Below are 12,680 nucleotides of genomic sequence, written 5' to 3' on the forward strand. Positions count from 1 at the left end.
CCTTTATCCCCATCCTTGGTAAACATTTTTTATCCTCTGTGCGATCGCGCTCCAGTCGAGCTCCTTAAGCACTTCTTCGTACTTAGGCGTCTTATGCTCTCTCTTCACATTTAACGCGGCTTTCATTGCATTTTCGAGACCGTTATAATCGCTTGGGTTGTAGCTCACGACCATATCCTCCATAAAATACTCATCGATAAAATCATTGTCCGGCATGACGATCAGCTTCCTGAACGAGAGGCCAAGTATCGCAGAGCCGGAGGTCGTAATTTCCTTGTACGGCATCACCATCACATCAACGGCGCTAATCAAGTCAGCGACTGCTTCATTGGGAATAAAGCGCAGGTCCAAAATAATGTTTTCCTTATCCTCTACCCGCTTCAAATAGGATTCCATTTGCTTGTCCGCTTTGCCCGCAATGATCAGATAGGTGTTTCGAGTCTTGAATGCATTAAACGCTTCAATTAAATCCTCGACACCCTTATACGCTTTGATTGCCCCTAAAAACAAATAAACATCAGCTTCCTCGCTGATGCCATAAGACGCTCTGAAGTTGAAGCCTGCAGGCTTATAAACGCCAAGATAATGACCATGCTTTACGACAAAAAGCTTGCTAGCCGGCACTCCGAATTCCATCATAACCTTACGTTTGATCGACTCCGAAGCAACCAGCAGCTTGCTGCAAAATTTGCAAATGATCGTTCGCATGTAACGCTCCAGCCGCTTATACTTCACCTGATGCGGATACAGATTATGAATCGTCCAAACCAGCTGCACTTTTCGCAGCTTCAAATAAAGCATCGTCATTATAAATATGATCGATTTCACCATGAACAACAGCAGATTATCATTCTGATAGGCATGATGCATCCAGTGAATATGGACGATGTCGCCAGCTTTCGCTTGCCCGACCTGAAGCGCTAGCTTGCCATGCTGCAAATCCTTTACTTCCATGCCTGCACTGCTGAGTGAATCGGTCAATAAATCATTGTAAAAGTTCAATTCGCTTGATTTTGGCCACATCCATACTTTCATCGCCGTACGCTCCCTTTAGTTATATCTGCGAACCCATTCCTTCGTAATTTGGAGCTCGCGAATAATCTTTGCGGGTGCACCGCCTGCCAGCACATTATCCGGAATATCCCGCGTTACGATGCTGCCTGCAGCAATGACTGAACCGCTGCCAATCGTTACGCCAGGCAAAATAACAGCTCCGCGTCCAATCCACACATTGTCCGAAATGACGATGTCCTTGCTGCCAGCTCGGTCTTTCATATCTACAGGGTGGAAGTTCGTATCGATAATGTTCACCATCGGACCGATAATCGTGTTGCTGCCAATTCGGATTGATTTCGTACAGCCAATATCGAGGCCATAATTAAAAAACACATTATCACCTACCCAAAGCTCCGCCTGCTTCTCTACGGTAACGGAAGAAGGCAGCGGCTTCGCATGGAAAGAAACATTTTTCCCAACGATGAACCGCCCTTTGTTTCGCAAGGTCAGCTTTCCGGAAATACGGCCAAGCCTGCCAGCTGAACTCGTCTTGACTCGCAGTATGGCAGCCCCCTTTAATACAGCCAGGAGCTTGCCGAAGCTTAATCGATTATATACGGTGCTCATCTAACCATCCCGCCTGCCGCTTCCGATTTTAAGTTTGGCGCAAGCAGCTCACGATATGTCGACTCCACCTTCTTCGCTATGGAGCTCATATTAAAGTCGCTCATTACGCTTGCATAACCTTGGCTAGATAGTTCCTCATAATCAACTTCCCCATCGTAGACGCTTCTCATCGTCTGATATAGCTCTTCCACGTCGCCGTCCTTCACGATGAAGCCGCCTCTCGTATGATGGATGATTTCTGGCGCTCCGCCCGAATCTGCAACGATAACTGGCGTTTCAACGAGCATCGATTCAATAATAACTCTGCCAAACGGCTCGTTAAGGGAGAAGTTTATCGTTAAATCACATTCCTTCATCACATCTAGCGGCTTTTTGCTGTAGCCATAGAAGACCACATGATGCTCCAAGCCGTAGGACAGCACCTTTTGGATCATGTCATTATAATAGTCATCCGACCCGTCAACGGATGCATCGCCCACGATGAGCAGCTTCCAATTGTTCCGATTGCTGTCGCTTAGTTTCTTTACTGCCTCGATCATGAGATGGTATCTTTTCCATTCCACAATCCGGCCGAATGTCCCGATGACGAGCGTATCATCCTCCATAAAAGCTCTGCTCTTTCTTGTCAAAGCAAGCTCTGGATCAACACCGTTATAAATGATCGTCTTGTTGCTGCCCTGAATCGAATTGGCTACAAAATGCGAAATGCATATCACCTGATCAAAAAATTTAGGCAGCACTTGGTTGAACATACGCAAATGGGTATAGTCGCGATGATGCCAGATCAGCTTTGACTTCGTCATAAACTTTAGCGGAGCTGTGTACCAAGGTGCGCGCCAGCCATTGGCATGAACGATGTCGATGCGATTTTTACGAACAAAGGACTGAATCTTAAGCACCGTTTCGATATAACCTAAGCCTAGTTTTTTCTTAATGCTGCCCAGCTGCAGCGGAAAATGAACATAATCCGATCTAATTTCATTTAGATACGACGCATCGCGAGGGCTTAATAAGAAAATCCGATATTTTGACGTGTCCAAATAATTGATGAGATGGATCAGGCTTTGCTCAGCGCCGCCCTTCTTATCCGCGTGGGTAACAAACAACACATTCGTTTTACTTCGACTCATATTAGAGCACCTGCTTTACTGGATAACTGACGTTCAAGGATTGCATATATGTTTTCAATACTTCTTTGTGATTGTAATGGATGCGCAAGAAGCTTTGCGATGACTCCAGCAATGATTTTGCCCTTTGCGGATCATCGAATAGCTGCTTGATTTTCCCATAAAATTGTTCCGGCCGATCAGCGACCATGATATGCTCGTTATCTACAAGTCCTGTTCCCTCGTAGCCGATGGAGGTGGAGATAACCGGCAAGCCGTTCTGAATCGCTTCAATCGTCTTCAGCTTGACGCCTGCTCCGTTCTGCATCGGGTTAACGAATAAATAGCCGCTTCGGTATATTTCATCCAAACTCTTTGGCGTATCATGCACAATGACATTCTTTAGGTTGTAGCTGTCGAGCCAGCTGAGACTCTGTTTTCTGCTGTTCCCTGCTATGATGAACTTATAGTCCGGCTCCTTCAGCATCAGCGGGTGGATATGCTCCAGATACCACTGAATCGCTTCTCGGTTGTTCGGCATAAATAGGGAACCAATGAACACGACATGCTTGCTGCGAAAATCACTAGCTTCGAAATTGACCTTCGTAACCGGAGGCGGAAGGAACAAGCTTTTTGCAGCAGGATGCTGTTTGCGGAAGCTTTCAAATTCCTTGCTCGATATAAACAAGTATTTATCCACCTTCTCCAGCATTTTTTTTTGCAAAATCGTGAATTTGCGGCTCTCCATGTGGTAATACATTTTGTGAACGACGTTTTTGGTGCTATTGGCTAGCGCCTTGAAATAGACCGCTTCATCGTTATGCACCCGCAGGATAACCGTATCATGCTTGATCTTTGGATTTTGCAAAACCGGATACACGTAGTCGCCTTCAAGCAGTACATAATCATAATCTCCTGCCAGCTCTACATTACTTAGTTCACTGCGCGACTGTACCTGCATTGGAATAACATGCAGCAGATCAGCCAGCTTGCTTCTTCGATCACATAACGTAATCTCTTCCACGTAATTATATACTGTGTCCATTTCTTTCTTAGATGGCATCTGCTTGCCGCAAACGAGCAAGTGGATTTTCCAGCCAAGCTCCGCCAGCACCTTGATTCTCCCCCATGTGTCTACCCTTCCGCCATGATCGGCGGGATAGGGAAAATCACTGCACACCACAAGCATCTTCATTTGGATACCCCCGACCTTTTTGGTTGATCTATATCGTTTTTCCCTAAATAAAGGCTAATAAAAGCAAATAGCAGCCATATCTCATATTTAATCTCCAAGGAAACAAGAAGCATTGAAAATAAGATAAAAACTAAAGCAAGAAATAGTATAGAGCTGGATTTCACTTTGACGATCAGGTTTTTGGCAAGCAGATAAAAGAACACGACTGCGAAAAGCCCGCCAAACATAATCCATTGGAAAAAGCCCGATTTGACGCCTAAGTTTTTGTCCGAGCCCGAATATTGCAACAGCTCCCCCGCATTAATTTGGCTGATGCCAAATGTATTGTAATAGAAATGAGACATCATGCTGATCGAATCATTCACATACTTATCGAAATACATGAGATATGCTCCTGTGCCAACCCCGAGCGGATTGTGAAACACCGTAATCAGCGCGATGATGATCGTTCCCATACGCGTGTAGGAAGATGTGTAGTTTTCGATGTCATTACTGAACGAGCTGACCAGCCCCGCAGAAAAATTAGTGATGAACATATACATGGCCAGAACGACTGAGATGAGCAAAACAAAATTTTTCTTTTTCCGAAAATCCAAAAACTTAATCATCGTCACGACTAGCGTGAACAAGCTGATAATCATAAACCCTTTGGAGCCTGTAATAAATAAGTAAAACAGAAAAAAACCTGAAGCATAAACGATCGTTAGCGTCTTGCCAAAGCTGTTCAAATACTTTGTCAGATATACCAAAATGGATGCATACACGACCACGATGGAGCCCGTCGTGCTGCTCTCCGAGGTCAACATCCGAACCCTCCAATAAGGGTTGCTCCCTGCATGCAAATACGTGAAGGCGTTCGGCATACTCATAAGCTCCAAAATCATAATGACCGTCAGCAGCGTAACGATTGCAAGGAAGCAGCCATACAGCGTCTTAAAGCTTGTAATTTTGGAAAAAACGAGCTGCATATGCCTGATGTAAAGCAGGATGAGCACAAAATAAATAAGTACCTTTATCGCTTTGCCAAGCAAACTCTCTGATCCAAAGCTATAGCTGCCTTGAATGAATTGAATAAGCAAATAGGCAATGCTGATAAAGCACAAATATAAAATAAATCCGAATATATACTTCTGCAGCATGCTGCCATGCATCACCCGCTTATGCTTCGCCAGCAGCCCAATTTCGCATAACACAAACAGCGGAACCAGCAAAATAATGGGTGACCTGCCAATCTCGCCGATCATATTGACTAACGGGAAATCCTGGTAGACGGTCAGCACCAGCAAGAAGCATAAATAAATCGCCAAAAAGATTTGCTGCTTCTCTTCTTTTTTGGCTAATTTAGCTTTAATCACTAGATTGCTTTGCAAGATTTGGCTCATCTTCTCTCCATCCCCGTAAATCTAGACGTATTTTTTGACGGCGGAGGATAACGGTTTGCTTGATTTCTGCAAGGCTTCCTCGTAAAGCCGCTCGATTTGGTTGTTCATTTTATCCGAATGGAATTTCTCTTGGAAAATGTCCCATCCCGCTAAGCCAAGCTCTCTCAGCTTCGGCTTGTCCAGCTCATGAATGATGTCTGCCAGCTCCTGCTTATTATCGAAGTCGAATACATACCCGTTAACGCCATCGCTTATAATTTCCGGCAGCGCTCCTCGATTGCTCGCAATAACCGGCTTCTTATTCCGCAGCGCTTCAATGGCGACGATGCCGAAGCCTTCCCAGCGAGATGGAATAATGACCGCATCACAGGATTGCATATAACGATCGATCTGAGAATTGTCCACCCAGCCGATCTTAATTGTGTTCTCAGGAAACTTGTATTCAACTTCCTTCAGCACCGTATCGCCAACCAAATATAGGCGAACGTTTGTAAACTGATGCTTGTTGAACACCTCAAGCAGCAGATCAAACCCCTTCTGCCGATCGAAGCGTCCTACATAAAGTAGATGAATCATGTCAGGATCAGTCTCGAAAGGCGGCGTGCTTAATTCCGACGTATCCGAAACGCCGTTATAGACGACTCCCGACTTGGCTGCTGGCAGTCCATAATGCATGGCCTTCTCATATTCATGCCTCGAGATATTAATAATGAAATCAGTCCGAAGTGCGAGCGTCTTCTCAACTAAGGCGAATATCCGCTGCTTCCACGGCTTAATATCCATCAGAAAAGCCCAGCCATGCGCATTATAGATGACGACCGGGCGCTTGCTCTTGAAAAAAAACAACGTCCGCAGGAAAACACCTGCGAACGTTCCGTGTACATGTACAATATCAGGCTTGAAGTCCTTTACCTTACGATGAATAGCTTTCATGGCTTTCACAAAATAAGCCGGCTTCCTCTTGTAAGGGTACAAGCACAATCGATCTTGGCTAATTTGAAGCGACTCAGGGCTCGAATTCTGCTCAGAAGCCATAAGAAATATATCATGTCTGCTCGCTTGGTAGCTCAGCACCTCGTTCAAGTGCGTCTCGATACCGCCCTTCGTGAACTCCGAAATATGCAGGATTCTTGCCATTTTTATCAACTCCTCAAAGTTTTGCGAAGCAAAACTGACTTCGAAAGCATACGCTTGTTGTGCGTAGCAAAACTATCTTCGTAAGCCTTCACACTCTAAAAAGCATCCTGAGAGCCGACTAACGTTTTCACCGTTCTCAGCATAATTTTGAAATCGAACCAAATGCATCGCTTCTGAATATAGGTCAGGTCAAGCTCAACCATTTGCTTAAAGCATAGATTGTTTCTGCCGCTTACCTGCCAAAGTCCCGTGCAGCCTGGCGTTACGGACAAGCGCTGCTTGTCGTACTCCGTATATTCCGCTACCTCCCGTGAAAGAGGCGGCCTTGGACCAACCAAGGACATTTCGCCCCTCAGCACGTTCAGCAGCTGAGGCAGCTCATCGATGCTCGTTTTGCGAATGATCTTGCCGATCTTTGTAATGCGCGGATCATCCTTCATCTTGAACATTGCACCGCTAATTTCGTTCTTATCCAGCAGATCCTTCAGCTTGTCCTCCGCACCCGTCAGCATCGAGCGAAATTTGTACATGCGAAACGGCTTCTCATCCTTGCCGATCCTTGTTTGATAGAAGAAGACAGAACCTTTAGGGTCCTCCCACTTAATAAGGATAGCGATGATGATAAACAGCGGGCTTAACAGGATTAAACCGACTAGCGAACCAACAATGTCAATCGTGCGTTTGATAATCGAATACATGCTTACTGTTTGCTGAGCGCTGCGTCTATTCGAATAGTAATCTGAAACGCCGATTACCGCTTCATCCTGATATTGTGGAGGTGTCATCTTCTATCACTCCTTCCAGCTAATAACTGCTTGCTAAGCTCCCGTTCCATTAATTCCTCAAGCTCAGTCATCAACTGATACTTAATTTCATTATTTCTTAAGGCAAAGTCAAGCGTCGTCATAATGAAGCCAAGCTTCTCTCCGACATCATAACGAATGCCTTGGAAGTCAAAGGCATAAACGCCTTTTTCTACGTTAAGCTTTTGAATCGCATCGGTAAGCTGAATTTCGCCTCCAGCTCCGCGCTCATGACGTCCTAAATATTCGAATATATCGGGAGTAAGCACATAACGGCCCATGATAGCTAGATTGGAAGGCGCTTGTCCTTGCGGCGGCTTCTCTACAAAGCGATTAACCTCATAAAGATTGTCTACCCGCTGTCCTGGGTCAACGATACCGTAACGATGCGTCTGATCAACGCCAACCGTCTGTACGCCAATGACCGAGCGGCCGGTTTTCTCATATTGCTCAATAAGCTGCCTTGTGCAAGGGACTTCTGCTTCTACAATGTCATCCCCAAGAAGCACTGCAAACGGCTCGTCCCCAATGAAGTTGCGAGCGCACCATACCGCATGCCCAAGCCCCTTCGCTTCTTTTTGCCTTATGTAGTGAAGATTCACATTTGATGATTTTCTTACCTTTTCCAATATATCCAGCTTGCCTTTTTCTTCTAATATATGCTCAAGCTCAAATGCGATATCGAAGTGATCTTCAATCGCCCGCTTTCCTTTACCCGTAACGACGATGATATCCTCAACGCCTGATTCAATAGCTTCCTCTACAATGTATTGAATGGTCGGTTTATCGACGATCGGAAGCATTTCTTTTGGCATCGCTTTGGTTGCCGGTAAAAACCGTGTTCCAAGTCCTGCGGCGGGGATAATGGCTTTTCTCACTTTTTTCATTTGATTTCACCCTATCCTATTATTTTTTTTTTGGTTGTTAAGGGGCATCTAACCCCTCCTCACGTCACACCCTTGACGATTAACGTCTAAGGTCGGCTGACCCACAGCATGACCGAGTGCCTCCGGTGATAGAGGTGCAGGAGACATTACCTATCTATTTCTTGCTTCTATGAGCTGGAGCAAAGACGATTAAGCTTCTGTCTTTTCTCCGTAGTAGTAAGAGTAGATATCTGAATGATTTCGATTGATCTTATTCAGCACGACGCCGATAAGATTTGCTTTCACATGTTCAAGTGACGCTTTTGCTTTAAGGGCAACATCTTTTTTCACTTTTCCCGAGTCAATCACAAGAACGACCCCATCGCTTTGCGTGGCTACTATTTGAGCATCCGTTACAGACATGATCGGCGGCGTGTCGATAATGACTACATCGTACCGCTCTCTAGCTGTCTTAAGCAGCTCCGCCATTTGCTCCGACGAGAGCAGCTCGGAAGGATTGGGAGGCGTTGGCCCCGCTTGGATAATGGACAGATTTTCCGTATTCGTAAACTGAATGATGTCCTCAAGCTTCAGTTGGTTCAATAAAGCCGTCGTTAAGCCGCTGCGGTTGGACTTCCCAAAAATATGATGCTGCGAAGGCTTGCGAAGATCCGCATCAATCAGAAGCACTTTTTTGTTTGCTTGTGCAAATGCGACTGCCATATTGGCGCATGTCGTGCTTTTGCCCTCGCTTGGCTTGGAAGAGGTGACCATAATAATTTGCAGCTTTTGATTAATTGTCGAGAACTCAATGTTTGTCCTGAGCATACGGTACCCTTCAGAAATGGGCGATTTGGGATTAAGCTCCGTTATCAAGTTCCATTTAGGAATCAAACGAGACATTTTGTTCCCTCCCTGCATTCGTCTTTAACGAGGCGTTGCTGCTATGTTCTGTCGCATCCCGCTCTTCGAACTTCGGAATCGATGTTAGTACTGGTACTTCCAGCAGTGCCTCGATGTCCTCTTCGGTCTTAATCGTGTCATCCAAGTAATCCAGCAGGAAGGAGATGCCTACACCTACCATCAATGCCAGCATGAACGTGACTGCAATGTTCATCTTAGGATTCGGAGCAACGGGCCCGTGTTGTTCATGCGGATCAGCTTGGTCCAGCACGGAAACATTATCTACCTTCATCAGCTCTGGAACCGATTTTTGAAAAACGATGGCGATCGCATTCGCGATTTTTGCTGCTTGCTCATAGGAGTCATCACGTACCGATATGGACATGACCTGTGTTTCATTCACTGAGCTTACACTTACCTTGCCGATGAGCTCGCCGTATGTCACACCGAGATCCGGGTATTGCTTGACAACTCGCTTCATCATTCGCGGCGTTCGCAAAATCTCTTTATAGGTTTTGATAAGTCCGATCGTGGAGTTAATCGATCCAACATCTATGCTCGGAATGAGCGAGCTGCTGTCCTTATACTGGTTAACGATTAACTTAGCGGATGCTTCATACTGTGGTTTGATAAAGTAGCTGGAGTAAATGCCGATGGTTAGACAGCTCACTGAAATAATTAAAGCTATCATCAATAGCCTTCTTTTGACGATGATCCAATACTGTTTTAATTCCAAATCATTTCCTCCATTGCTTTAAAATCATCCGTTGCCGAACTTCACGAAAGTTGTTCTTAATGAATATTAAAATTCTCTCATTATTCAAAACGCGAACTTTTGGGCATCATTTGTTTACAGGAATAGGCTTATCCATGGATTCCTGCTTAGACATAAAATGTTATCATCTCGTGTTATTAATGAACTCATCCACGGTCCCGCCATTCATTACATGCTCCATCATATCGTTAGAGCAGGCTTGCAGGCCGATCTTACCGAGCAGCTGAGATATCAGCTTCGCCATGTCAATCGGTTCATTATGGATTAGGCAGCCAGTTGCCATAAGCAGCTCAGGCAGCGACCTCGCTTCCGATTGACCGTCTTTCTGTAATAGAGAAGGATCCTCGGATAGTATTTTCAAAAACTGCTTCAGCTTCATCTGCTTCTGCTCCTGATTTGAAACATTCATCTCTGAAACCTCCATTCATCAGCTCGCTCATACATTTTGAGTTTTGGAAAGCTTCTTGTCTCTCTTTGCACTCTAGTATGACACAGATGATAATAATTCTTGAGGGAATAAAGACATGGTCACACTTAGACAATCTTGCTCATTTTCATTATGGTTTTCATAAGTACGGACTCCTAATTGATGCGAATAGTGGGATATGTCATGTCATGTTTTTTATCGCCAAATTGATAATTCTGACTATTGAAAGCGCTTAATAAACAGAAGGTGAAATTCCCACTTGGGACTCATGTTTTCCCGCATGCTTTTTCCCTCTAACCCATGTAAAATAAAGGTTTTTTTTCTGTTTGCCACTTTCCACCGAACGAAAAATCCAATTAAAATTCCACTGATTCAGCGAAAAAATAAGGGACTATTGACCAGCATCCTACCTAAGCAGCAGTAAATCACCATTCGACATATTTCGCATTCCTCTTTTTCCTGTACGTTTTAACCCCTAACTGCCGTAAATTTACACTTAAAAAACAAAAAAAAGCGGGGTTTGAATTGAAAAAGGGACTATTTGGAGCCTAAAAAGCGGATATTCCATCGTTCTCAGCTAATCGATCATACGTTTCAGCAATCTATATTTTGCACCCTATCAGGATAAACCAACATCATTCGGGATAAATATAAAGCTTCTAAAGCACTGAAATCAAAGAGCATTCCCTATCTTTTTGTCCCAAAATAACGCTTGGCGCTCTTCTACTAACGTCCTACTTCATTGTCTTTCTGACAAGATTAGTCATCAAAAAAAGAAGAGCACCGATGTCATCGTCGCTCTTCTTCGCATTTTTTCTACCTGTTGAATATTAACTAGAAATCTCACTCCATGACGTACGCCAGAAGCAAAGCAGACGTGCCAACGATGGCATCTGCGTGTGTGCGTTCCATGCCGTGGGAAGCGTGAACGCCCGGTCCGATTAGTGCCGCACGAATATTGCTTCCGCCGCGCAGCGCAGCCGATGCATCGGAGCCATAGTGCGGGTAAATATCTACTGCATAAGCTAGGTTCTCACGTTTGGCTAATTCAATTAACTTAGTCGTCATATTATAATCGTATGGTCCAGTCGAATCCTTGGCGCAAATGGATATATCCTGCTCTGTCGCAGAAAGATCATCTCCCAGCGCTCCCATATCCACCGCAATCATCTCCGTTATATCCTCAGGAATATAAGAACTTCCGTGTCCCACCTCTTCGTAGGTCGAGAAGATCAGCTTGAGTGTATGTGCAGGTGTGTTTCCTTCTCGCTTGAACCATTCCATTAATCCAAGCAGCGCTGCTACGCTTGCTTTATCGTCCAAATGCCGTGACTTCACCCAGCCATTCGGAAAGATGCGCACTCGCGGCTCCCACGAAATGATATCGCCTACGGAAATGCCCAGCCCCTCTGTATCTGCTTTGGTTTTCACCAGCTCATCTATGCGAATTTCCATATTCGCTTCTTCGCGCTTCCACTCCCGCGAATCGGAGTATACATGCACAGAGGCTTTCGTAGACAACACCGTTCCCTCATATTTCCGGCCGTCACGCGTATGAATAACGCAATATTCCCCTTCGACCGTTTGCATATTGTAGCCCCCGATCGACGTGAAGCGAAGCTTCCCATCCGACTTGATCGAACGAACCATCGCTCCAAGCGTATCCAAATGCGCGGTTATGCCGATCACCTTCTCTGAATTGACGCCTGGAATGGTTATCATTCCATTGCCTTTTGGCGTTATTTCGAGCGAATAGCCAAGTCTCTCTGCTTCCACTCCTAGATGCTTCACAATGTCCATACAGTACCCGCTAGGGCTTGGAATGTTCAGTAAAGCTTCAAGCTGGCTAAGTATAAAATCCCGATTAAGCTGTTTCGAAAGTGGCAATGACATGATATTGTGCTCCTTTTAAAGCTATATTTTTTTATAACCTCTCATTACTTCAATGCAATATACAAATCAATTTCATTATCGGGACTTTCGGGTTGATATCGTTCATCCCAAATTTCAAAATCGTAATCTTTGGGTTCATTTCCCGTTTCATTCATCCAATCGCCATAGACATAGCCGTACGAACGACTTAGCTCGGATTCAAGTCCTTTGTGCTTGTATGTAACATACTTACTTTCAGTGACGGTATGACTAGTCATATCTACTGGAACATCAGCTTGTTCACTTACCTCATAACAGATCAGATTCGTAAACCGATCGACCTGTGGGTCAAAATCATCATTCATGGGGTAGATTTGCATTAACATCACATTTTCATTTTTTCTATTCATAATTTCCGCTTTTCTTTCAACGAGTAAACGATAAGTATCCTTGCCAAGACCAGACTCAAACTCTGCTACGTTAGCTTCAATACGATAACCTACAACATGTAATAAAGGTAATGTTATTACTTTAGCTTCCATAGGCTCTCCTCCATTGGCAGCATTGATCCTTCTATTTTACGCGATTGCG

Annotated in this window: 13 protein-coding genes; all 13 read right to left on the bottom strand. The window is 44.7% G+C overall.

What is annotated here, in order from left to right; genetic code table 11:
• Positions 1-3 precede the first annotated feature (3 nt).
• Positions 4-1,035 carry a glycosyltransferase family 4 protein gene (locus AC0VYE_RS28075; protein WP_076269094.1) on the bottom strand — a complete coding sequence of 344 codons (1,032 nt, stop codon included), beginning with the start codon at positions 1,033-1,035 and terminating at the stop codon, positions 4-6.
• Between the two features lie 15 nt (positions 1,036-1,050).
• Positions 1,051-1,623 carry a DapH/DapD/GlmU-related protein gene (locus AC0VYE_RS28080; RefSeq protein WP_076269095.1) on the bottom strand — a complete coding sequence of 191 codons (573 nt, stop codon included), beginning with the start codon at positions 1,621-1,623 and terminating at the stop codon, positions 1,051-1,053.
• A complete protein-coding gene (locus AC0VYE_RS28085) occupies positions 1,620-2,753 on the bottom strand; it encodes a glycosyltransferase (protein WP_076269096.1) in 1,134 nt (377 codons plus the stop codon). Before AC0VYE_RS28085 ends, AC0VYE_RS28080 begins: the two co-directional genes overlap by 4 nt.
• A gap of 1 nt (position 2,754) precedes the next feature.
• Positions 2,755-3,924, bottom strand: a complete 1,170-nt coding sequence (locus tag AC0VYE_RS28090) for a glycosyltransferase family 4 protein (RefSeq protein WP_475443894.1) — start codon at positions 3,922-3,924, stop codon at positions 2,755-2,757.
• The gene (locus AC0VYE_RS28095; RefSeq protein WP_076269098.1) at positions 3,921-5,306 is read right to left on the bottom strand and encodes a hypothetical protein; all 1,386 of its coding nucleotides are present in this window, start codon (positions 5,304-5,306) and stop codon (positions 3,921-3,923) included. The genes AC0VYE_RS28090 and AC0VYE_RS28095 overlap by 4 nt, the downstream gene beginning before the upstream one ends.
• A 21-nt stretch (positions 5,307-5,327) precedes the next feature.
• Positions 5,328-6,443: a glycosyltransferase family 4 protein gene (locus AC0VYE_RS28100; RefSeq protein WP_475443896.1), complete on the bottom strand. Its 1,116-nt coding sequence runs from the start codon at positions 6,441-6,443 to the stop codon at positions 5,328-5,330.
• A gap of 95 nt (positions 6,444-6,538) precedes the next feature.
• Positions 6,539-7,228, bottom strand: a complete 690-nt coding sequence (locus tag AC0VYE_RS28105) for a sugar transferase (protein ID WP_076269100.1) — start codon at positions 7,226-7,228, stop codon at positions 6,539-6,541.
• Positions 7,225-8,133: a UTP--glucose-1-phosphate uridylyltransferase GalU gene (gene galU, locus AC0VYE_RS28110; RefSeq protein ID WP_076269101.1), complete on the bottom strand. Its 909-nt coding sequence runs from the start codon at positions 8,131-8,133 to the stop codon at positions 7,225-7,227. Before galU ends, AC0VYE_RS28105 begins: the two co-directional genes overlap by 4 nt.
• Before the next feature lie 189 nt (positions 8,134-8,322).
• Positions 8,323-9,015 carry a CpsD/CapB family tyrosine-protein kinase gene (locus AC0VYE_RS28115; RefSeq protein WP_076269102.1) on the bottom strand — a complete coding sequence of 231 codons (693 nt, stop codon included), beginning with the start codon at positions 9,013-9,015 and terminating at the stop codon, positions 8,323-8,325.
• Positions 8,996-9,751: a YveK family protein gene (locus AC0VYE_RS28120; RefSeq protein WP_475443899.1), complete on the bottom strand. Its 756-nt coding sequence runs from the start codon at positions 9,749-9,751 to the stop codon at positions 8,996-8,998. The genes AC0VYE_RS28115 and AC0VYE_RS28120 overlap by 20 nt, the downstream gene beginning before the upstream one ends.
• Before the next feature lie 163 nt (positions 9,752-9,914).
• The gene (locus tag AC0VYE_RS28125) at positions 9,915-10,199 is read right to left on the bottom strand and encodes a hypothetical protein (RefSeq protein WP_076269104.1); all 285 of its coding nucleotides are present in this window, start codon (positions 10,197-10,199) and stop codon (positions 9,915-9,917) included.
• 861 nt (positions 10,200-11,060) lie between these two features.
• Positions 11,061-12,110, bottom strand: a complete 1,050-nt coding sequence (locus tag AC0VYE_RS28130; RefSeq protein ID WP_475443901.1) for a M42 family metallopeptidase — start codon at positions 12,108-12,110, stop codon at positions 11,061-11,063.
• Between the two features lie 44 nt (positions 12,111-12,154).
• Positions 12,155-12,631 (bottom strand): GyrI-like domain-containing protein, encoded by a 477-nt coding sequence (locus AC0VYE_RS28135; protein ID WP_475443903.1) that lies wholly within the window; start codon positions 12,629-12,631, stop codon positions 12,155-12,157.
• Between the last annotated feature and the right edge of the window lie 49 nt (positions 12,632-12,680).

It is taken from the genome of Pristimantibacillus sp. Z349TD_6, from assembly GCF_056173205.1.

Excerpts from the sequence above, each read along its gene's own strand:
- AC0VYE_RS28085 (WP_076269096.1), bottom strand. The coding sequence starts at position 2,753 with ATGAGTCGAAGTAAAACGAATGTGTTGTTTGTTACCCACGCGGATAAG.
- AC0VYE_RS28105 (WP_076269100.1), bottom strand. The coding sequence starts at position 7,228 with ATGACACCTCCACAATATCAGGATGAAGCGGTAATCGGCGTTTCAGAT.
- galU (WP_076269101.1), bottom strand. The coding sequence starts at position 8,133 with ATGAAAAAAGTGAGAAAAGCCATTATCCCCGCCGCAGGACTTGGAACA.
- AC0VYE_RS28080 (WP_076269095.1), bottom strand. The coding sequence starts at position 1,623 with ATGAGCACCGTATATAATCGATTAAGCTTCGGCAAGCTCCTGGCTGTA.
- AC0VYE_RS28130 (WP_475443901.1), bottom strand. The coding sequence starts at position 12,110 with ATGTCATTGCCACTTTCGAAACAGCTTAATCGGGATTTTATACTTAGC.
- AC0VYE_RS28075 (WP_076269094.1), bottom strand. The coding sequence starts at position 1,035 with ATGAAAGTATGGATGTGGCCAAAATCAAGCGAATTGAACTTTTACAAT.
- AC0VYE_RS28135 (WP_475443903.1), bottom strand. The coding sequence starts at position 12,631 with ATGGAAGCTAAAGTAATAACATTACCTTTATTACATGTTGTAGGTTAT.
- AC0VYE_RS28095 (WP_076269098.1), bottom strand. The coding sequence starts at position 5,306 with ATGAGCCAAATCTTGCAAAGCAATCTAGTGATTAAAGCTAAATTAGCC.
- AC0VYE_RS28125 (WP_076269104.1), bottom strand. The coding sequence starts at position 10,199 with ATGAATGTTTCAAATCAGGAGCAGAAGCAGATGAAGCTGAAGCAGTTT.
- AC0VYE_RS28100 (WP_475443896.1), bottom strand. The coding sequence starts at position 6,443 with ATGGCAAGAATCCTGCATATTTCGGAGTTCACGAAGGGCGGTATCGAG.
- AC0VYE_RS28115 (WP_076269102.1), bottom strand. The coding sequence starts at position 9,015 with ATGTCTCGTTTGATTCCTAAATGGAACTTGATAACGGAGCTTAATCCC.
- AC0VYE_RS28090 (WP_475443894.1), bottom strand. The coding sequence starts at position 3,924 with ATGAAGATGCTTGTGGTGTGCAGTGATTTTCCCTATCCCGCCGATCAT.